Origin of the sequence: Myxococcus eversor (assembly GCF_010894455.1) — a bacterium.
Taxonomy (GTDB): Bacteria; Myxococcota; Myxococcia; order Myxococcales; family Myxococcaceae; genus Myxococcus; species Myxococcus eversor.
Genome location: NZ_JAAIXY010000012.1, coordinates 264,468 through 283,979, shown reverse-complemented (window position 1 = coordinate 283,979; position 19,512 = coordinate 264,468). Strand labels below are relative to the sequence as shown.

Sequence of the window (19,512 nt, the reverse complement as noted above, 5' to 3'; positions counted from 1 at the left end):
CAGATGCACCGCCGCGCTCGCGCGCTTCACCTCAGTTGCCCTGTGCATCCAGCGCTGGCAGCACGCCCACCTTGATGGAGCTGGGGTGCGCCGCGGAGTGGTACACGCGATGGAAGGAGCGCGTGAAGTCCGTCTCCTTCGCCTCGAAGATGTTGGGCACGTACGTCTGCGGGTTGCGGTCGATGAACGGGAACCAGCTCGACTGGACCTGGATCATCACCCGGTGCCCCTTCTGGAACGTGTGGAAGACGTCGTTGATGGCGAAGCGCACCTTCGACACCTCGCCGGGCTTGAAGGCCTTGGGCTCGCTGTAGCTGTCGCGGAAGCGACCGCGGAACGGCTCGCCGCGCACCAGCGTCTGCTGCCCACCCCGGTTCTTCTCGCCCTTCTCCGCGTCGGCCCGACTCCAGCCGCGAGGCTTGCCGGGATTCACGTCCACCAGCTTCACCACCCAGTCCGCGTCCGAGCCCGTCGTGGAAACCCACAGGTCCGCCTCCAGCGGGCCCGCCAGCGTGAGGTCCTGCTCCAGGGGCTCGGTCTCGAACACCAGCACGTCCGGGCGGCTCGCGACGAAGCGCTGGTCCTCCGCCATGTAGTTCTTGCTCCAGCGCGTCGTGATCTCCTGCGTGTACGGCACCGGCTTGGCCGGGTCGCTGATGTACTCCGCGAAGGACTCCGTCGTGCCCGTGGGTGCCTGCTGGGACAGCCCGCCCTTGGGCTGGAAGAACAGCCGCGTCTCACGCAGCCCCTTCGGCGGCCAGCTCTCCAACTGGCGCCAGCGGTTGGCGCCCGTCTCGAACACCAGCGCCTCCGGCACCGCCGCCTTCTCGCCCCCCTTGAGGTGCTGCTTGAAGAAGGCCAGGCCCAGCTCCTGGTACGTGTCCGAGGTGTTGAAGCCGAACTCGGCGTCACCCAGCTCGGACCCCTCGGTGCCCACCCAGCCCCCGTGTTGCCACGGGCCCATCACCAGCGTGTTCGCCACGCCCGGGTTCTGCTTCTCGATGGCGGCGTACGTCCGCAGCGGGCCATACAGGTCCTCGGTGTCGTACCAGCCGCCCACCACCAGCATCGCCGCCTTCAGGCCCTTCAGGTGCGGCAGGAGATTCCTCGCCTGCCAGAAGGCGTCGTAGTTGGGATGCGCCGTGACGTCCTTCCAGAACGCGACGTCGCCCTTGAAGTGCTTCGTGTCCGCGTTGCTCAGCGGGCCCAGGTCCATGAAGAACTCGTAGCCGTCCGGCGTGCCGTATTCGAAGCGCGACCAGTCCTCGCTGTCCGTGGGCTTCGGCCGGGGCTTGCCGAACCCCGAGAAGAAGTTGAACGCGAGCGACAGGTTGAAGGCGCCATGCCGGTGCATGTCGTCCCAGAACCAGTCAGCGATGGGCGCCTGCGGAGACACCGCCTTGAGCGCCGGGTGGCCGCTGATGGCACCCGCGGAGGCGTAGAAGCCGGGATAGGAGATGCCCCACTGCCCCACCTTGCCGTTGTTGTTCGGCACGCGCGCCACCAGCCAGTCGATGGTGTCGAACGTGTCGGTGCTCTCGTCGGTGTCCTTCGCGCCCTTCTTCGGGTTGATGGGGCGCACGTTGACGAAGTCACCCTCGGACATGAGCCGGCCGCGCACGTCCTGGAACACGAAGATGAAGCCCTCCTTCTCGAACGCCTCGCTCGGCCCGAGCTGCGCCTTGTAGCGGTCCAACCCATAGGGCGCGACGCTGTAGGGCGTGCGCACCAGCAGGATGGGATAGCGCTTGGTGGGAGAGGCATCGACGGGGATGTAGACGGAGGTGAAGAGCTTCACGCCATCCCGCATGGGGATGCGGTACTCGAACTTGGTGTAGCGCGAGCGGATGCGCTCCGTGCGCTCCGGCGTCGAGGCACCAGGAGCCTTCGACGGCGGGGGTGGCGGCGTCTGGGCGACGGCGGGACTTGCGAGGGACAACCAAAGCAGCGCCGCGAGACTGCGGGACACGGGGGACATGCACGCTCCAGTGAAGAGACGCGACATCATGGGGGACACAACCGCCCCCGAACGGCCCGTATCGCCGTTTGTTCCCGAGCTCGACGGGGACGTCAGCCCCGTCCTTCTCCGCCTTCGTCCGGGGCGCTGTCCAGCCCGTACTTGCGAAGCTTGTCGTGCAGGGTGGCCCGGCCGATGCCCAGCCGCCGCGCCGCGCCGCTGCGGTTTCCGCCCTCGATGCGCAGTGCGTCGAGCACCAGCCCCCGCTCATAGGCTTCGACCCGCTCCTTGAGTCCCGTGCCCGTGGGGGTGGCCTCCCCTTCCTCGCTCCGGGCCCCTTCGGCCACGGGCCCCGCCGACGTGGCGCCAGCCGCCCGGGGCGCGGACGTGGGCAGGAGGGACAGGTCCAGCTCTCCATCGCTCGACAGGGCCACGAGGCTCTCCAGGGTGTTCTCCAGCTCGCGCACATTGCCCGGCCAGGGCAGCGCCACCAGCCGGTCGACGAAGCCCTCCGGCACCTTCAGCGGGCCGGTGTGGAACCTGTCGCTGAAGCGGTCCAGGAACATCCGCGCCAGCACGGGGATGTCCTCGGGACGCTCTCGCAGCGGCGGCACGCGGAGCTGCACCACGTTGAGCCGATAGTAGAGGTCCTCGCGGAACTGCCCCTCCACCGCGCGCTTGCGCAGGTCGCGGTGCGTGGCGGCCAGGATGCGGACGTCCACCTTCACCGGCCGGTCTTCACCCACCGGGCGAACCTCGCCCTCCTGGAGCACGCGCAACAGCTTGGCCTGGAGCGGAGGCGCCAGCTCGCCGACTTCATCCAGCAGCAGTGTGCCGCCATCCGCCTCGCGAAACAGCCCCGGGCGGACCCGATGCGCTCCGGTGAAGGCGCCCTTCGAGTGACCGAACAGCTCCGCCTCCGCGAGCTCCTCGGTGAGGGCCGCGCAGTTGAAGCGCAGATAGGGCCCGTTCGCTCGAGGCGAGGCGCGCACCAGGGCCTCCGCCACGCGCTCCTTGCCGGTGCCGCTCTCCCCGGTGATGAGCACCGTCACGTCGCGGGAGCCCGCGCGTTGGACCAACTGCGCCAGCCGGCCCATGGGCTCCGAGGAGAAGACCATGGAGCGCGACAGGTTCAGCTCCCCCGTCAGTCGCTCGTTCTCATGGCGCAGCCGCACGGACTCCAGGGCGCGCGTGACGACGGCGAGCAGTTCGTCCACGTCGAAGGGCTTGCGGAAGTAGTCATAGGCGCCCGCCTTCACCGCCTCCACCGCGAAGCGCTCCGAGCCATGCGCGGTGATGACGATGATGCGCGGCGCGTGGGGCACCACGCTGACCCGGCGCACCAGCTCCATGCCGTCCATCCGAGGCATGCGCAGGTCGGTGATGACCAGCTCGAACGGGCGCGCCGCCAGCTTCTCCAGCGCGGCCTCGCCGTCCTCCGCCTGCTCCACCTCGATGCCGGACAGGCTGCGCAGCATCTCCCGCAGGGTGAAGCGCACGCCCGCGTCATCGTCCACCACCAGCACGCGAGACACCGCGCCCGACTCACCGCGCATGGGCCACCTCGCGCACGTCCCGCACCGGGCCCAGGGTGTCCGCCGGAAGCTCGCGCGGCAACATCAACTCCGCCACACAGCCCCCCGACGCCTCGTTGCGCAGCGTCACTTCGCCGCCATGCTGCCGCGCCAGCGCCCGCGCCACCGTCAGGCCGAGCCCCGAGCCCTTCGACTTCGTGGTGACGCCCGCGTCGAAGGCCCGCGCGGACACCTCGGGTGACAGCCCCGCTCCCGAATCCCGAACGACGACGCGCACGTCGCCCACGCTCCCGGATTCGACGTCCACCATCACCTGGCCTCCTCGTGGACTCGCGTCGATGGCGTTGTGCAGCAGGTTCATCACCACCTGCTTCACCTTGCGCGGATCACACACGGCGACCACCTGCCCCTCGCCGCCCCGGGCCAGTCGCACGCCGTGCTCGGCGGCGAGCCCCTCGTGCAGCACCACGGCCTCGTCGCACAGCGCGCCCAGGTCCACCTCGCTGACCGACAACGGCACCAGCGGACGCGAGAAGTTGAGGAACTCCTCCAGGATGTCCTGCATGCGCGACACCTCGCCGGCCAGCACCTCCAGTCGCTCCTGGGGTTGCGCACGCCCGGGCTCGCGCCGCATGAGCTGCGTGAGTCCCTTCACCGTGGCGAGGGGATTCTTCAGCTCATGGGCAATCTCCCCCGACAAGGACTCCAGCGTGCGAGCGTGGGCGCGGTGCGTGGCGAACAGCTCGTCGCGCTGATGGAAGGACTCCGCCACCATGTCCTCGAAGGTTCCCCGGACGGCGGCGCCCACGATGTTGGCCACCACCACCAGGAGGAACATGCAGACCGCCACCGCGATGAGCAGCGCTCGCGGAGGCTCTCCCAGGAAGGACAGGTGCAAGGGCGGAGTCCACCCGAACAGATGCGCCGCCGACAGCAGCGCCAGCAGCCCCAGCTCCTCCCCCATCAACGCGAGCCGCTGACGGGGCGGAAGCACCGCGGCGCCGACGAAGGCCAGCGGGAGCAGCAGCGGCAGCAGCGGACTGGCGAGCCCTCCCGTACCCCACGTCAGGCTCTGCTCCAGGAGGATGCCCAGCGACAGGTTGCCGGCGATGCTGCGCTCCGTGAGGCCCTCGCGCTCATACCGGCGCAACTCGAAGAAGAAGAACGACAGGGCTACCACCACCTGGACGGGCAACCAGATGCGGCGCCAGTGCGCTCCATCGCACAGGGTCGCGACCGAGATGGCCGCCATCAGCAGGAGGCCGCCATACGCACGCAAGCGCACCATGCGGCCGAAGATTCGGTCGATGTGCTTGAGCCGGAGGGCCTCGTAGCTGCGGCGGGTTCGCGGTTCCATGTCGCCCTGTCAGGCCGAGGTGTGCCCGGCCTGGATGCCCGCCCGACGCTCCAGATAGCGGCGGGCCAGCTGATTGATGTCGTCGTTCTCGAGCACCTTCTTCGGCGCTCCCAGCTCGGCGGTGGCCAGCATCGCCAGACCCACCGCCTCCGTGGTCGTCACGAACCTTGGAGCCACGGCCTTGAGCACCGGGTACAGCGGGCTGAGAACCTTGTAGAGGACCCGGTAGACCCGCGTCTTCGATTCGATGCCGTGCATCGGCCGGATGATGCCCGGACGGAACAGGTACACCGCGCGGAACGGCATCGCGGCCAGCGCGTTCTCCGTGCGCCCCTTGACGCGGGCCCACATCGAGCGCCCCTTCTCCGTGCTGTCCGTCCCCGCGCCCGAAACAAAGATGAAGGTCAGCTTCGGGTTCGTCCGCACCAGCACCTGGGCCGCCGCGAGCGTCAGGTCATACGTCACCCGTCGGTAGTCCTCCTCCTTCATCCCCGCCGACGACACGCCCAGGCAGAAGAAGCAGGCGTCATGACCGTCGAGCGAGGACTCCGAGGAGGCATCCAGGAAGTCCTTGAGCAGCAGCTCGCGCAGCTTCGCGTGCTTCTGCCCCGTCTCCGCCCGGCCCACCGCGAGCACCTGCTCCACGTCGGGCGACAGCAGACACTCGCGCAGCACACCCTGCCCCACCATGCCCGTCGCACCGAAGAGGATGACCTTCATGGCTGACCTCCAGGCTGGTTCGCCGTCACGGGCGTCCCCATGCCCGTGGAGAGGATGGGATGTTGCGCCGCGGTCTCCCACGCCAGCTCCGGCCACCATCGCTCCCGGACACCCGCTGCTTCGACCTCCGGCTCCACACTCTGTCCAGGCCTGGGCAGCACCAACGTCACGGAGAGGCGCTCGGCCTCCGCTCGAGCCCGCTCGGCCGGCTCGGTCCACCCGTGGTAGGCGAGCCCGAAGAGGGCCCAGTGCACCGGAATCATGACCTTTCCCCGTAGCATCTGGTGTGCCAGCACGGCCTGCTCGGGACCGATGTGCCAGTCCGGCCAGGCGCGGTGGTACTGGCCCGTCTCAATCATCGTCACGTCGAAGGGCCCCAGGCGCTCGCCGATGTCCCGCATGGCCGGGAACAGGCCCGTGTCGCCCGAGTAGAATGCCCGGTGCTTGGGGCCGATGAGCGCGTAGCCGGCCCAGAGCGTGGCGTCCTTGTCGAACAGGAACCGCCCGGAAGCATGGCGCGCGGGGGTGGTGACAATCTCCAGCTCCCCGACACGGGTGCGCTCCCACCAGTCCATCTCCACGATTCGCTCGGCCGGAATGCCCCAGTACTCCAGGTGCGCACCCACGCCGAGCGGCACGATGAACACCACCTTGGAGTGCTTCGCGGAGTCCCTCAGCGCCAGGAGCGTGGGCCGGTCCAGGTGGTCGTAGTGGTCATGGGAGATGACCACCGCGTCGACGGGCGGCAGGTCCTCCAGGGCGATGGGCGGCGCGAACCACCGCTTGGGGCCCACCCAGGAATACGGCGAGACGCGCTCGCTCCACACCGGGTCCGTCAGGATGCGATGCCCGTCGATCTCCACCAGCTGCGAGGAGTGCCCCATCCACGTCACCCGCAGCCCCGTCGCGGGCGGCGTCTGGAAGCGCTGGGGGTTGATGGCCTCCACCGCCATCGGCTCGCCGGGGCTGGTGTGCGGGCTGACGTCGAACATCCCCGACATCATCTCTCCGAAGTGGTTCACCAGCGGCTGGGGGTTGTCGAAGTGCCCATCCTTCCACTGGGGCGAGCGCTCCATCCGCTCCCGCCGGGCCCCCGTCGCCTTCTTGCCGAAGCCCGTATAACCGTCCACGACGAGCACGAGGCTGCCCACCGCCAGCACCGCGCCCAAACCCATTGCTCCACGGCGCAGCACACGCCGCCAACCACGCGTCTTCATCGGGATGCTCCCAGGGGCATGCACAGCGCGCGGACCGCGACGCCGATGCCTTGAACGAATGCCTCACGCGTACCGCTGATGTACTTGAGCCCGCGCGCCGTCGCGTAGAGCGTGTCGGTGAGTTGCCGCGCGGTGAGGCCCGTGGACTTGTACGCGGCCACCAGCCCGGAGGCCCGCAGCACCTTCGCCACCGCCTCCTGGAACAGGGCCTCGAAGCGCATGGCCTCCTCGCCCAGCCCCATGGTGCTCAGGACCTCGGTCAGGTCCTTGGCGTCCGCGCCCACCATGCCGACGTAGCGGCCCACCCAGGCGTCGAAGCCCCGCACCAGCCGCTCTTCCAGCGGCAGGGAGACATCCGACAACCCCTCGCTGGCGCTCCGCAGCGAGGACTCCATCGCGTGCTGCAACGTCGCCTGGAAGAGCTCTTCCTTCGTCGCGAAGTGCAGGTACAGCCCCTGGCGGGACACGTCGGCGGCACGGGCCACCTGGTCCATGGACGTCTTCCGGAAGCCGTAGCGCAGGAAGACATTGAGCGCCACGTCCAGCAGCCGGCTCCGCCGTGCGTCGTCCGGCGGTTTCTCGGGAGATTTCAGCTCGGTACCCATCTTGGACAGATTTGACAAGATGGACCCAGATTGTCAATTCAATCAACCCCTCGCGCGGGGCTGGGACTTCGGCTCAGCGCAGGCCGGCGCGGCCTCCGTCGAGCACCCGCAGCGAGCGCTTCGCCGGCCGACGGGCACCGGTGGAGGGCTTGTCCGTCTTGCCGCCCACGGCCTTCACGCCGCGCCGGGGGGCGGGCCGGGAGGGTGCGACAGCGCGTCCGCTCGCTCGTCTCCGTCGGGGCGCGGTCTTGGCCTTGGGCCCCTGCTGAATCGGGCGGGTGAGCGGCAGGCAGAAGTACAGGTACATGTCGAGCAGCATGGGGCCTCTTCGCCTTCAACGAGATGCGCACGGGATGTGGCGCGCGGTTCATGAGCAATGGCGATGCCACCTTCCCCATCCTCCGAAGAAGGCAGGCGCAAGGTGCCATGGCGGGTTCGAACGAGCCCGTGAAGAAGCATGAAGATGCCGTGGTGAAAGCCCCTCCGCTCCTCGGAAGGACGCCCCTCTCACGAGGCATGCGCACCTTCTCCTCCGAGGCGAGCAGCGCCATCGCCGACACGCCTGATGGGTGTCGGCCTTCCGGCGGGGTGCCGGGTTTCCGGCAGGGGTTCCGCGCGGGCCTCCGACACCCAGGCGAGCACGCTCGGCGTGAGAGTGCTGGCATGGGCCTTGCCATCAGGGCGGGCGTCACCGCGGGGGGAAACCGCGGCATCGAGGAGAGGCTCCATGCGACGTGCCGTCGTGGTGTTCGTGGTCCTGGTGGTGGTGCTCGCCACCCTGTTGGGGGTGCGCATCCTGAAGGACCGACGGGCCGCGGAAGGGCCTGCTGGAGGCTCGGGCGTCGTGGAGGGCACGGCGGTGGACGTGCGGGCCCGGCTCAATGCGCGAGTGGTGACGCGGCATGTGGAGGAAGGCGCCCGCGTGGAGAAGAACGCGGTGATCGTCACGCTGGATTGCACGGAGCCCGAAGCGGGGTTGAGTGAAGCCACCGCGCGACTGGCCATGGCGCAGGCGCAAGCAGACGGTGCGCGCGCGGTGGCGGTGGCCGCGGGACGAAGCAGCGAGGCCGTGGCCGCGCAGGCCGAGGGAAGTCAGGCGCAGATCGCCTCGCTGGCGGACCAGCATGGACTCGCCCAGCGACAGGCGGACCGGCTCCAGCAGATGGGAGATGCGACGACGGCCGCCGCGTTGGACCAGGCGCGAGCCCAGGCCCAGTCCCTGGAGCAGCAGCTCTCGGCGGCGAAACACGCGAGCACCGCGGCATCCCGACAGGCCCGCGCCGCGACGGAGCAGGAGCGCGCCAGTCTCCAGCAGGCCGAGTCCGCCCTGCGCGCCATCCAGGCCGCGGAGGCCACGGTGCGCCGGGCCCAGGTGTCGGTGGCGGAGTGCGAGCTGCGCGCGCCGCTGAGCGGCACGGTGGAGACGCTGCCCTTGGAGGTCGGCGAGCTCGCATTGCCCGGTGCGGTCGTCGCTCGACTGGTGGACACGCACCGACCGAAAGCGACCTTCTACCTGCCCAACGCGGAGCTGGCGGCGGCGATGCCGGGGCAGTCCGCCACGGTGCGCGCGGACGCGTATCCCGACCGCACCTTCCAGGCACGCGTCGTCACCGTGGCGCGCGAGGCCGCCTTCACCCCTCGCAACGTGCAGACGCGCGGCGACAGGGACCGGCTCGTCTATCCCGTCGAGGTGCACATCGACGCGCCCGAAGGCGTGCTGCTTCCGGGCATGCCCGTGGACATCACCCTGGGGCCCGTGAACGACGCGGCGGTGGCGGAGCAACGGCCATGAGCAACAGCCCCGATGTGGACGTCTCGCTGGAGGATGTGCGCCGTGCCTTCGGGGCCGCGCAGGCGTTGAAGGGCGTGTCGCTGGCCGTCCACACCGGCGAGGTCTACGGGTTGGTGGGGCCGGACGGCGCGGGGAAGACGACGGCCATCCGGTTGATGGCGGGGCTGCTGCTCCCCGACGCGGGGCGTGTGCGGATGCTCGGCGAGGACCCGGCGGACACGCGCTCCTCGGTGCGTGAGTCCCTGGGGCTGGTGCCGCAGCGGAACACGCTCTACGGGGACTTGAGCGTCGACGAGAACCTGCGCTTCTTCTCGCGGCTGTTCGGTCTGTCGAACCAGGACTTCGCCGAGCGACGCGAGCGACTGCTGGACATCACCCGACTGGGCCGATTCACGGACCGGCGCGCGGACGCGCTGTCGGGCGGCATGTACAAGAAGCTGGCGCTGGCGTGCGCCCTGCTCCACCGCCCCCGCGTGCTGCTGCTGGACGAGCCCACCAACGGCGTGGACCCGGTGAGCCGCCGCGAGCTGTGGGAGCTGCTGTATGGCCTGGTCCACGAGGGCATGACGCTGCTGGTGTCCACTCCGTACATGGACGAGGCGGCGCGGTGCCACCGGGTGGGTCTGCTCTATTCGGGAGAGCTCATCGCGGAGGGAGACCCTCGGGAGCTGGCGCGCCAGCACGGGGCGGCGGCGTCCAATTTCGAGGCGGTGTTCCTGGCCCTCGTCGAGAAGCGCGATGGCGGGAGGGCCGCGTGACTCCGGCCATCGAGGTGCATCACCTGACGCGGCGCTTCGGAGACTTCACCGCCGTGGATGACGTGAGCTTCGAGGTGGGCGCGGGCGAAATCTTCGGCTACCTGGGCGCCAACGGCGCGGGAAAGTCCACCACCATCCGGATGCTGTGCGGCCTGCTGAAGCCCACCGGTGGCAGCGCGCGCGTCGCGGGCTTCGACGTGGACAAGGAGCCCGAGCGCGTGAAGGCCGGCATCGGCTACATGTCCCAGAAGTTCTCGCTGTACCTGGACCTGAGCGTGAGGGCGAACCTGGAGTTCTTCGCCTCCGCCTACGGCGCCCATGGCCGGGAGTTGGAGACGCGCATCGGGGAGATGGTGGAGCGGATGCAGCTCGGCGCCGTGCAGGACGAGGTGACGGGGGCGCTGCCCGGAGGCATGCAGCAGCGCATCGCGCTGGCGAGCGCGGTGCTGCACCGGCCTCGCATCGTCTTCCTGGACGAGCCCACCGCGGGCGTGGACCCGGTGCAGCGCCGCTCCTTCTGGGAGCTGATTCGCGACCTCGCCTCGCGCGGCACCACCGTCTTCGTCACCACGCACTACATGGACGAAGCGGAGAACTGCGCCCGCATCGGCATCATGGTGGACGGGAAGCTGGTGGCGCTGGACACGCCCGAGGGACTGAAGCGGACGCACGCCCCGGGTCGGGTGCTGGAGGTGCGAGGCCCGCGCCTCGCCCCGGCGTTGGACTCGCTGCGTGGCATGGCGGGCGTGCTGGATGTGAGCCGCTTCGGCTCTGGAGCCACCGTGCGCGTGGACCCGGAGCGCCTGCCCGCGGAAAGCCTGGCGGAATGGCTGCGAGCACGCGGCGTGGACCCGCTGGAGATGGAGGACTCGGCGCCCACGCTGGACGACGTATTCCTGGCGCTCACGGCCCGCGCGCAGCGGGGAGAGGACTGAAGCCCATGGCCTCGACACGCGTGAATCGTCGGGTGGGTCGCATCCTCGCGATGGCGGGCAAGGAGGTGCTGCACATCCGCCGCGACATCCGCACCCTCTACCTGGCCCTGGCGTTGCCGGTGGTGATGTTGGTGCTGTTCGGCTTCGGCATCAGCTTCGACGTGGACCACCTGGAGCTGGCCGTCGTCGACCAGGACCGCACGGACTTGTCGCGAGAGTTGGTGCGTCAGGTCACCGCGCCCCAGGAGTTCGTGGTCGTCCAGGACGGAACGTCGCCGGACGAAGCAGTCGGTGCGCTGCGCCGAGGCACCGCGATGAGCGTGCTCCTCATCAAGAAGGGGTTCGCCGAGGACGTGAAGCGCGGAGGCGCCCAGGTCCAGTTGCTGGTGGATGGCGCGGACGGCAACTCGGCCACGCAGGCGCTCGCCAAAGCCCAGGCCCTGGTGGAGATGGCGGGCCGCAAACTGGGAGGCTCGATACAGGTGGCCGCGCCTCCGCTGGAAGCACGCGTGCGCACGCTGTTCAACCCGGACGCGCGCTCGGCGATGTTCCTGGTGCCCGGGCTGGCGGCATATCTCCTGGCCATCGTCGCGGTGCTCATCACCGCGCTGACGGTGGCGCGCGAGTGGGAGCGAGGCTCGATGGAGCAGCTCTTCGCGACGCCCGTGGGTCGACTCGAGATTGTCGTGGGCAAGCTGCTCCCCTACCTGGGCATCGGCCTGCTCCAGGTGCTGCTGGTGCTCACGGTGGGCGCGTGGGTGTTCGACGTTCCGGTGCGAGGGAGCCTCGTCGCGCTGAGCCTGGGCTCGGTCCTGTTCCTGGTGGGGATGCTCGGACAGGGGCTGCTCATCTCGGTGGTGACGCGCAACCAGGTGGTGGCGACACAGGTGGCGACGATGACGTCCGTGCTGCCGTCGATGCTGCTGTCGGGCTTCATCTTCCCCATCGAGAACCTGCCGCCCCCGCTCAAGCTCATCAGCACGTTGATTCCCGCGCGGTACTACGTGGCGACGCTGCGCGGGGTGCTCCTGCGCGGCAATGGCCTGGACGTGCTGTGGCCGCAACTGGTGGCCCTGGCCCTGTTCGCGGCCCTCATGCTGGTGGTGGCGACCCGCCGCTTCCAGCGCCGACTGGACTGAAGGGAGGCTTTGCGAACATGCATCCGCTGGTGGTGCAGTACCGCGCGGTGGTGGTGAAGGAGGTGCGCCAGACGGCGAGAGACCGCCGGGTCATGGCGCTCATCACGCTGGCGCCGCTGGTGCAGCTCTTCATGCTCGGCTTCGCGGTGAACTTCGACGTGCGCCATGTCCCCACGGTGGTGGTGGACCGGGACAAGACGGCGGAGAGCCGCGACTACGCGCGCTCCCAGCTCGCCGGGGACACGCTCGACTTGAAGGCCGAGGTCTCCGACGAGCTCGCCGCCGAGGAGGCACTGGAGCGCGGCGAGGCCTCCGTGGCGCTCATCTTCCCTCGGGATTTCCAGAAAGACCTGCTGCGAGGCCACGGCGCGCAGGTGCAGGCGCTGGTGGATGGCTCGGACCCGACGCGCTCGTCCGTCGCGGCGAACGCGGTGGCGCAGTACGCGGTGCTCAAGGCGATGCAACTGGCGCGGGCGCAGGCACAGGCACAGGGAGAGACACCGCCCCGCTCCCCCGTGGAGCTGGTGCCACGCGTGCTCTACAACCCGGAGCTGTCCACGTCCGTGTACGTGGTGCCGGGCATCGCGGCGATGCTGCTGCTCATCGTCACCACGGTCATCATGGCCATGGGCCTGTCCCGCGAGCGCGAGACGGGGACACTGGAGCAGCTCCAGGTGACACCGCTGCGTCCCGGCATCCTGATGGCCGGCAAGGTGACGCCGTTCCTGTTGATTGGCCTGGTGGACGTGGGGCTCGCGCTGAGCGTGGGCGCCTGGGTCTTCAAAGTGCCCCTGCGCGGAAGCCTCACGCTCGTCGCGGTGGCCACCCTCTTCTACCTGCTGTCCACCCTGGGCGTCGGGCTGCTCATCGCGACGGTGAGCCGCACGCAGCAACAGGCGTTCGTCGGAGGGTTCCTCTTTGTCCTGCCCGCGGTGCTCTTGTCCGGAGTGATGAGCCCCATCCGCGCGATGCCGGGCTGGCTGGCGTGGCTGACGTACCTGAACCCCGTGCGCTACTACGTGGAGGTGCTCCGAGGTGTGCTGCTCAAGGAGGCGGGGTTGCCGGACTTGTGGCGGCAGGTGCTCGCGCTCGCCGTGTTCGGCGCCTTGATGATGGCCGTGGCCTCGCGCCGCTTCCACAAGACGTCGGCCTGAGTCACACCTCGAAAGGGGGGCGCTACCGTAGTCCAGGACGCGCCCTCCGTGGGGAGCCGCGACCAGGGAACAGGCGGCCCGTGTGCTCGTCCGCTCGTCCTCGCACTGTGACTGGAAAGCCCACCGGGTGTGCGTTACAGCCCCGCTCCAGCATGTCCGAGACCGCCGCCCCTTCCCTCTCCGTCTTCCGCCATCGTGACTTCCGCACGTACCAGATCGCCCGACTCTGCGCGGTGCTCGCCATGCAGATCGAGTCCGTGGCCATCGGCTGGCAGGTCTATGAGGTGACGGGCAGCGCCCTGGCGTTGGGCTACACGGGGCTCGCCCAGTTCGTGCCCTTCCTTGCCTTCTGTCTGATTGGTGGACAGGTCGCCGACCGGTTCGACCGCCGCATCATCCTGGCCATCTGTCAGAGCGTGATGTTTCTGTGCAGCCTCGCGCTGCTGTCCTTCTCCCTGGGCCACATCACGGACGTGCGCTTCGTGTACGGCGTCCTGGTCCTCTTCGGAACGGCCCGCGCGTTCTATGCCCCCGCTGGCGGAGCGCTCACGCCGCACCTGGTGCCCAAGAACGAGCTGACGCGCGCGGTCGCCGTGAACTCCACGACGTGGCAGGTGGCCACCATCGCGGGCCCGGCGGTCGGCGGAGTCCTCTATGGCTGGGCGGGAGCCACCGGGGCGTACCTGGGCTCCGCGTCGCTCTGCGCGCTGACGGTGGTGTGGATCCTCTCGTTGAAGGTGCGGACCGGGCGGGCCTCGTCGCAGCCGCTGTCCTTCTCCACGCTGGTGGCGGGCCTGGGCTTCGTGCGCCGGCAGCGGTTGCTCTTGGGGAGCATCACGCTGGACCTCTTCGCCGTATTGCTGGGAGGCGCGGTGGCGCTGCTGCCCATCTACGCGCGGGACGTGCTGCACACGGGCCCCTGGGGGCTGGGCCTCTTGCGGTGCGCGCCGGCCGCGGGCGCGGCGGTGGTGGCCGTCATGCTGGCGATGCGTCCCCTGGGCGGCCGGGCCGGATGGAAGATGTTCACGGCGGTCGCCATCTTCGGAGCGGCGACACTCGTGTTCGGCATGAGCAAGTCGCTGCCGCTGTCCCTGGTGGCGCTGGCCATCGCGGGCGCGGCCGACATGGTGAGCGTGGTGGTGCGCCACACGCTGGAGCTGATGGCGACGCCAGACGAGATGCGCGGGCGCGTGGGCGCGGTGAACATGATGTGCATCGGCGCATCCAACGAACTGGGCGAGTTCCGCGCGGGCTGGCTCGCGGAGCACGTGGGCGCGATTCCGGCCGTCGTCACGGGAGCCGTGGGCACGCTGGCCATCGTCGCCATCTGGGCCTGGGGCTTCCCCGAACTGAGGAAGGTGGACCGGCTGGAGACGGCGGGCCGCCCCACTCCGGCGGAGCCACAACCGGCGGAGTCACCCACGGCGCAGGCGGGCTGAACTCAGGCCTGCGCGCCCTCGTAGCTGACGCGCAGCCCCTTGTGCGTCACGGTGATGAGGGGCCGCCCCAGCCATCCGCAGTGCTTGCAGACGCCGCTGGGACCCGCCGCCGTGACACGTACCGGCAGGTCCGCCGCACAGACGGGGCAACCCTCGGGAATCATGAAGTCGCGCGTGGTGGGAAGTGCTTCGGTCATACCTTTGAGTTAACGCAGCTTCCGCCCTCCGCAATGGCGGCGGCCACCCGACGGACAAGCATCCAGCCGAGCAACCGCCCTCCCTCACGCCGCCTCGTCGAGGAACCTCCGGTAGGCACGGACGACGTCCGCATCGGAGACGTTGTCCAGGCCCTCACTCACCTGAAGCTCCGTCTCCACGACGCCGGGCACCCGCGTGGGACTGAAGCCTCCCAGCCAGACGCCCGTGTCCCGCGCCGCGTAGAAGGCGCGCAGTGAGAGCGTCTTCGCGTCCCCGCGCACGAACACCCGGAACATGTTCGTCTGCACCGGACGCGGCAGGACAGTGAGGCGGGTGTCGGCCGCCAGGGCCTCGGTCAGCGCCTTCGCGCGCTTCACCTGCGCGGGGACTCGCGCCACCGCCGCGTCCAGCCGCATGGCCGCGGAGGCGACGTAGGGCGTCAGGTGGAAGAGGTTGCCTCCATGCCGGTGCCGCCAGATGCGCGCCTCGCGGATGAAGTCGCGGCCTCCCACCAGCATCGCGCCACCCAGCGCCCCCACCCGCTTGTAGAAGGACACGTAGACGGAGTCGAAGCCCTGGCAGATCTCCGGGAAGGGCCGATTGTAGAAGGGTTGGCACTCCCACAGCCGGGCCCCGTCCATGTGGAGCTTCACGCCCTTCTCACGGCACGTCTTCTTCAGCTCCTCCAACTGCTCCCACGTCTGGAGCTGACCGCCCAGCCACCGCACCGGCAGCTCGACGCTCACGACGCCGAGCGGCTCCGGTGACTCCAGCACATCCCTGGCGAGCAACGGCCGCGTCCACGGAGAGACGATGACGTCATGCAGCCCATGCAACACGACGTGGGCGCTGTCCTCGTGCAGCACATGGTGTGACGACGGGTGGACGCCGAAGTTCCGGTTCTTCAACGCGTCCGCATAGCTCCGCAGCGCGATGAGCTGCGCCATGGTGCCGGTGGGCATGTAGCAGCCCGCCTCGAAGCCCAGCATCCCCGCGACCTTCTTCTCGAAGCCGTCGATGAACTCGCTGTTGCCGTAGAAGTCCCCCGTCACGCCCTGGCGCCGCATCCACTCGCCCACGGCGATGAGCTCCGCGCCCGGGTCATCCGCCGCGAGCACCCCCGTGAGTGAGCCACGACAGGCCCGGCGGACCTCCTCCACCTCCGCTCGCGAGGGCTCGGCGGGGAACCCCTTCATCTCCTTCCGAGCCGGAGCCTTCGTCGGCGCGGGCGCCGCGGCACCCGCCGGGGCACCCCAGAGCGCGCTCCCCGCGAGCAGGCTGGTCAACGACAGGAACTCGCTCCGACTGAACTGATGACGGGACATGGGACTCCTCAACCAGGGGACAGACGTCGCCCTCCCGCGAGCGTAGCCCCCACCCCGCCCCGGCTCATCCGATTCCCGCCTCCGACACACCCCATCCCGAGTCCGGACACGTTGTTTCAATCCCTGCCGCTGTGTGTCTCCCCCTCACCGCCCGCCTCCCAATCCCTGACGCAACGCAATATCCGACCACCCTTCCGGAGCCCCTCGAGGCCCTCCAGCGCCTGACGCACTGCAATACTGATTCAGTATTCATGTGCCGATGACCAGAAAGGTGAATCACCCTTCAACTTCATTTGCCGCCGGGACCACCCGTTTGGTACGGATCGCTGTGCTGTCACGGAAAGACGTGCCAGCGTCTCTCCACACAACATCAGCTAGCGATTGCAACGGAGCTACACATGGCAACGCGTCGCAGGGTTTTCCGCGCGGTGGTGGCTGTTGTCGGCCTGTTTGGAACGGCGTGCTCGGACCAGGAGCCGGGCGGCGAAGGTCCCGGGCCGGACACGGAGGTCCCCGCCGCGGTGAAGGCGTGTCGTGAGCGCATCGCCGCGAAGACGTCCGAAGTTCAAGCGGCGAGCATCGACATCGCGACGTGGTCCATCGGCGACCCCGAGGAGATGAAGGAGATCACCACGGCGGTACCGCAGACGCAGGAGACCTACCGCACCTATGACGGCAAGTACCGGCCCCTGTCGAACCATCCGGGCTGCTCCGTGAGCAACCTCTACTACGACAAGGCGAACACCACCGGCACCACGCCGTACACGGACGGCAACAACGACGGCAAGTGGACCGGCAACACGGCCTTCGGAGGTCCCAACAGCGCCACCGGGTTCATCGACGGGGACGTGGCGAAGATTCCGGGCTTCCCCTGTGCCGCCAAGGAATACGCCCAGCCCAACGAGGACACGACGAAGCCCATCATCATCCTCGTCCACGGCAACTCCACCCGGCCGCACACGTGGGAGAAGTTCATCCTGCCGCCGGGCACGACGGTCAACACGGCCACGGAGAACGTCCAGTTCACCGGGGACACCGCCGCCCGCGCGCAGCTCGCGGAGACGCTCATCGCCCAGCGCTATCGCGTCATCGCCGTGGACTTCCGCACGGACGTCGTCCCGGGCATCGACCCGTCCACCAACAACACCACCCAGAACGCCGCGGGCAACATCGACCACGGCTGGTCCACGCCCATCCTCCAGTCGCTCATCAAGGCGGTGATGAAGGACCAGCCCAACCGGAAGGTGGCGCTCATCGCGCACTCGCTCGGCGTGACGGTGGCGCGCGACGCCCTGCGCCGGATGTACGTGGAGTGGCGCTCCGGCCTCGCGGGCGCCGTCAACCCCTTCCCCCAGGTGAGCCACGTCATCCTCGGCTCGGGCGCCAACCACGGCGTGTCCACGTATGACCCGGCCGCCGGCTCGCTCTGCAGCACCAACAACACCATGCGCGGCACCATCGTCTGCGAGATGGGCAGCCGCTCCAACTACTCCCAGACGTACTTCCACAAGCCGCTCAACGGTCCCCGGGACTTGTTCGCCACGCCCTGCGCGGATGGTGACTACGCCTTCGGCAAGACGGGCCAGTGCGGGGAGAACGTCGTGAAGTACTACACGCTGACGATGACGGACAAGGAGCGGGGCACCAACTACCAGGACTTCTACGTGTCCGAGGCGGCCTCGCGCATCGAGATGGAAGGCTGCGTGACGAACACGCTGACCACGCTCAACGACTACGACACGAGCGGCTACTTCAATCGGGGCTTCATCGCCAACCACTTCGGTTCGCTCCGCTCGAACGCGGGGCTCGCGCTGACGCTGCGCTACCTGGGCGAGTAACCCCCTCCTCTCCCCCCCAGTCGGACCGGCGCGCGGCCTCCTCACCGCGCGCCGGTCCGAGCCCTTCCCGTCCTCCTCTTCGAGCCCCCCATGAAGCGACTTCCCTTCACCGCGTCCCTCTGCGTCCTGGCCCTCGGAACCTCGCCAGCGGCCTGGGCCCAGAGCACTGACTCAGCGCCCCCCTCTCCTCCCACCGTGGCCCAGGCTGAGCCCACGTCCACGCCCGCGCCCGCCGAGGCGCCCGCGCCCCAGGCCACCACCGACGCGACGTCCGCCGGAGAGCTCGCCGCCGAGAAGCCCACGGCGAAAGAGGCGGCCCAGAACCCCGAGGAGATGGCGGGCACCACCGAGGTCGTCGACACGCGCCCGCCGCCCGTCACCCGGCCGAGCCTGGCCGTGGGCAACGAGACGTTCTACGTGAAGCCCGTGCTCGCGCTCGCGGGCGGCCTCCACGTGGAGAACCTCATCCAGACACTCAACCGCAACCGGGAGAGCCGCGCGACGACGGTGGCCCTCACCCGCTTCGGCTTCGAGGGACGCCTGGGGCAGTACGTCTCCTTCCGCAGCGAGTTCGAGCGCAACATCCGCGCGCACGGCTCCGGCGTGTGGGAAGGCACCGCTTCCTTCAGCGTCAGGGACCAGGTCATCCGGCTCCAGCGCTGGGACGTCACGCTGGAGGCCGGCATCATCGTGGACCCGGCCAGCGTGGACTTCATCTCCACGCACATCGCCGACACGCTGCTGGCGGACAAGTACACCCGAGACCCGCTGCTCTACAGCGGCTTCAACCGGGGCCAGGGCGCGCAGGCCGCCTACGAGTGGAACGGCTTCCGCGTGGGCATGGGCTTCACCGCGGCCAACCCGCTGAGCACCTCCAGCTCCTACCAGGTGGGCGGCTCGTTCGGCGGAGGCAGCCGCTTCTGGGAGCGCCCGCTGGCCAACTACCGCAACGGCCAGCCCGATGACGACCTGCACTTCCAGGTCCTCAGCCCCTCGCTGTCGTACTCGCACGAGCTGTTCGAGGCGAAGGCCATGGCCCAGGTCTTCGACGTGAACTACCAGACGACGTCGCGCACGGACCCGCTGCTGCACGGCAACAACCTGCGCGGCAACCTGCTGTTCAAGCTGCACGCGAACGTGGGCATCCCCCTCTTCATCACCCCGTTCTTCAACTTCGCGCGCGTCACCAACGACGTGACGAACAGCACGCCGGGCTTCGCCGACCAACTGCTGGGCACCCGGTACACCGCCACCAGCCTGGGCGCGGGCGTGGACGTCAACCTCCACGGGCGCTCGGGCATCGGCGTGCAGTTCAACCGCGTCGCGGACCGCTCGCCGTCCTTCGTCGCGGCCACCCAGGACGCGCCCGCCCGCGAGCCCGTCACCCGCACCACGCAGACCTTCCTCAACATCGGTGGCACCTACTGGTTCACCGAGGACGTGGCGATTGGCGGCCGGTACGCGCGCTACCAGAAGAAGCAGGACGGCGTCCAAGACGAGATTGACGCGTCCTACTTCCTGACGCTCCGCCTGCAGATCTAGC

The 19,512-nt window shown here is 69.2% G+C and carries 17 protein-coding genes; 8 read left to right on the top strand and 9 right to left on the bottom strand.

Translation table 11 applies throughout. From position 1 onward, the window contains the following. Window positions 1-31 precede the first annotated feature (31 nt). The 7 genes from G4D83_RS24820 to G4D83_RS24790 form a co-directional block, all read right to left on the bottom strand. Complete coding sequence (locus tag G4D83_RS24820; protein ID WP_163867291.1) at window positions 32-1,978, bottom strand: CocE/NonD family hydrolase; 1,947 nt, start codon at window positions 1,976-1,978, stop codon at window positions 32-34. A gap of 92 nt (window positions 1,979-2,070) precedes the next feature. Then, complete coding sequence (locus tag G4D83_RS24815) at window positions 2,071-3,513, bottom strand: sigma-54-dependent transcriptional regulator (RefSeq protein WP_163867290.1); 1,443 nt, start codon at window positions 3,511-3,513, stop codon at window positions 2,071-2,073. Further along, window positions 3,503-4,849, bottom strand: a complete 1,347-nt coding sequence (locus G4D83_RS24810; RefSeq protein ID WP_163867289.1) for a sensor histidine kinase — start codon at window positions 4,847-4,849, stop codon at window positions 3,503-3,505. Before G4D83_RS24810 ends, G4D83_RS24815 begins: the two co-directional genes overlap by 11 nt. A 9-nt stretch (window positions 4,850-4,858) precedes the next feature. Then, window positions 4,859-5,569 (bottom strand): Rossmann-fold NAD(P)-binding domain-containing protein, encoded by a 711-nt coding sequence (locus G4D83_RS24805; protein ID WP_163867288.1) that lies wholly within the window; start codon window positions 5,567-5,569, stop codon window positions 4,859-4,861. Then, window positions 5,566-6,786 carry an MBL fold metallo-hydrolase gene (locus tag G4D83_RS24800; protein WP_163867287.1) on the bottom strand — a complete coding sequence of 407 codons (1,221 nt, stop codon included), beginning with the start codon at window positions 6,784-6,786 and terminating at the stop codon, window positions 5,566-5,568. Before G4D83_RS24800 ends, G4D83_RS24805 begins: the two co-directional genes overlap by 4 nt. Beyond that, window positions 6,783-7,391, bottom strand: coding sequence for a TetR/AcrR family transcriptional regulator (locus tag G4D83_RS24795; RefSeq protein WP_163867286.1), 609 nt, complete (start codon window positions 7,389-7,391; stop codon window positions 6,783-6,785). Before G4D83_RS24795 ends, G4D83_RS24800 begins: the two co-directional genes overlap by 4 nt. A 73-nt stretch (window positions 7,392-7,464) precedes the next feature. Next, complete coding sequence (locus G4D83_RS24790; protein WP_163867285.1) at window positions 7,465-7,710, bottom strand: hypothetical protein; 246 nt, start codon at window positions 7,708-7,710, stop codon at window positions 7,465-7,467. 408 nt (window positions 7,711-8,118) lie between these two features. Between G4D83_RS24790 and G4D83_RS24785 the strand changes: the two genes are divergently transcribed. The 6 genes from G4D83_RS24785 (at window position 8,119) to G4D83_RS24760 (ending at window position 14,608) form a co-directional block, all read left to right on the top strand. Next, the gene (locus G4D83_RS24785; RefSeq protein ID WP_163867284.1) at window positions 8,119-9,183 is read left to right on the top strand and encodes an HlyD family secretion protein; all 1,065 of its coding nucleotides are present in this window, start codon (window positions 8,119-8,121) and stop codon (window positions 9,181-9,183) included. Continuing rightward, window positions 9,180-9,941, top strand: a complete 762-nt coding sequence (locus tag G4D83_RS24780) for an ABC transporter ATP-binding protein (RefSeq protein ID WP_163867283.1) — start codon at window positions 9,180-9,182, stop codon at window positions 9,939-9,941. Before G4D83_RS24785 ends, G4D83_RS24780 begins: the two co-directional genes overlap by 4 nt. Next, window positions 9,938-10,876: an ABC transporter ATP-binding protein gene (locus G4D83_RS24775; protein WP_163867282.1), complete on the top strand. Its 939-nt coding sequence runs from the start codon at window positions 9,938-9,940 to the stop codon at window positions 10,874-10,876. Before G4D83_RS24780 ends, G4D83_RS24775 begins: the two co-directional genes overlap by 4 nt. A gap of 5 nt (window positions 10,877-10,881) precedes the next feature. Next, window positions 10,882-12,015, top strand: coding sequence for an ABC transporter permease (locus G4D83_RS24770; RefSeq protein ID WP_163867281.1), 1,134 nt, complete (start codon window positions 10,882-10,884; stop codon window positions 12,013-12,015). Window positions 12,016-12,032: 17 nt separating this feature from the next. Beyond that, the gene (locus tag G4D83_RS24765) at window positions 12,033-13,169 is read left to right on the top strand and encodes an ABC transporter permease (protein WP_163867280.1); all 1,137 of its coding nucleotides are present in this window, start codon (window positions 12,033-12,035) and stop codon (window positions 13,167-13,169) included. Between the two features lie 152 nt (window positions 13,170-13,321). Continuing rightward, window positions 13,322-14,608, top strand: a complete 1,287-nt coding sequence (locus G4D83_RS24760; RefSeq protein WP_163867279.1) for an MFS transporter — start codon at window positions 13,322-13,324, stop codon at window positions 14,606-14,608. A gap of 2 nt (window positions 14,609-14,610) precedes the next feature. On the opposite strand, the gene G4D83_RS24755 is transcribed toward G4D83_RS24760, so the two are convergent. Then, window positions 14,611-14,805, bottom strand: coding sequence for a hypothetical protein (locus tag G4D83_RS24755; RefSeq protein WP_163867278.1), 195 nt, complete (start codon window positions 14,803-14,805; stop codon window positions 14,611-14,613). Window positions 14,806-14,889: 84 nt separating this feature from the next. Next, entirely contained in the window at window positions 14,890-16,131 is a 1,242-nt protein-coding gene (locus G4D83_RS24750; RefSeq protein ID WP_163867277.1) for a threonine aldolase family protein, read from the bottom strand. Window positions 16,132-16,529: 398 nt separating this feature from the next. Between G4D83_RS24750 and G4D83_RS24745 the strand changes: the two genes are divergently transcribed. Both G4D83_RS24745 and G4D83_RS24740 read left to right on the top strand, forming a co-directional pair. Further along, window positions 16,530-17,969, top strand: a complete 1,440-nt coding sequence (locus G4D83_RS24745; RefSeq protein WP_163867276.1) for an esterase/lipase family protein — start codon at window positions 16,530-16,532, stop codon at window positions 17,967-17,969. Between the two features lie 90 nt (window positions 17,970-18,059). Beyond that, a complete protein-coding gene (locus G4D83_RS24740; protein WP_163867275.1) occupies window positions 18,060-19,511 on the top strand; it encodes a hypothetical protein in 1,452 nt (483 codons plus the stop codon). Window position 19,512: the final 1 nt, after the last annotated feature.

What these genes read in the sequence shown, in the direction of transcription:
- G4D83_RS24820 (WP_163867291.1), bottom strand. Translation starts at nt 1,978, where the DNA reads ATGTCCCCCGTGTCCCGCAGTCTCGCGGCGCTGCTTTGGTTGTCCCTC.
- G4D83_RS24815 (WP_163867290.1), bottom strand. Translation starts at nt 3,513, where the DNA reads ATGCGCGGTGAGTCGGGCGCGGTGTCTCGCGTGCTGGTGGTGGACGAT.
- G4D83_RS24810 (WP_163867289.1), bottom strand. Translation starts at nt 4,849, where the DNA reads ATGGAACCGCGAACCCGCCGCAGCTACGAGGCCCTCCGGCTCAAGCAC.
- G4D83_RS24805 (WP_163867288.1), bottom strand. Translation starts at nt 5,569, where the DNA reads ATGAAGGTCATCCTCTTCGGTGCGACGGGCATGGTGGGGCAGGGTGTG.
- G4D83_RS24800 (WP_163867287.1), bottom strand. Translation starts at nt 6,786, where the DNA reads ATGAAGACGCGTGGTTGGCGGCGTGTGCTGCGCCGTGGAGCAATGGGT.
- G4D83_RS24795 (WP_163867286.1), bottom strand. Translation starts at nt 7,391, where the DNA reads ATGGGTACCGAGCTGAAATCTCCCGAGAAACCGCCGGACGACGCACGG.
- G4D83_RS24790 (WP_163867285.1), bottom strand. Translation starts at nt 7,710, where the DNA reads ATGCTGCTCGACATGTACCTGTACTTCTGCCTGCCGCTCACCCGCCCG.
- G4D83_RS24785 (WP_163867284.1), top strand. Translation starts at nt 8,119, where the DNA reads ATGCGACGTGCCGTCGTGGTGTTCGTGGTCCTGGTGGTGGTGCTCGCC.
- G4D83_RS24780 (WP_163867283.1), top strand. Translation starts at nt 9,180, where the DNA reads ATGAGCAACAGCCCCGATGTGGACGTCTCGCTGGAGGATGTGCGCCGT.
- G4D83_RS24770 (WP_163867281.1), top strand. Translation starts at nt 10,882, where the DNA reads ATGGCCTCGACACGCGTGAATCGTCGGGTGGGTCGCATCCTCGCGATG.
- G4D83_RS24765 (WP_163867280.1), top strand. Translation starts at nt 12,033, where the DNA reads ATGCATCCGCTGGTGGTGCAGTACCGCGCGGTGGTGGTGAAGGAGGTG.
- G4D83_RS24760 (WP_163867279.1), top strand. Translation starts at nt 13,322, where the DNA reads ATGTCCGAGACCGCCGCCCCTTCCCTCTCCGTCTTCCGCCATCGTGAC.
- G4D83_RS24755 (WP_163867278.1), bottom strand. Translation starts at nt 14,805, where the DNA reads ATGACCGAAGCACTTCCCACCACGCGCGACTTCATGATTCCCGAGGGT.
- G4D83_RS24750 (WP_163867277.1), bottom strand. Translation starts at nt 16,131, where the DNA reads ATGTCCCGTCATCAGTTCAGTCGGAGCGAGTTCCTGTCGTTGACCAGC.
- G4D83_RS24745 (WP_163867276.1), top strand. Translation starts at nt 16,530, where the DNA reads ATGGCAACGCGTCGCAGGGTTTTCCGCGCGGTGGTGGCTGTTGTCGGC.
- G4D83_RS24740 (WP_163867275.1), top strand. Translation starts at nt 18,060, where the DNA reads ATGAAGCGACTTCCCTTCACCGCGTCCCTCTGCGTCCTGGCCCTCGGA.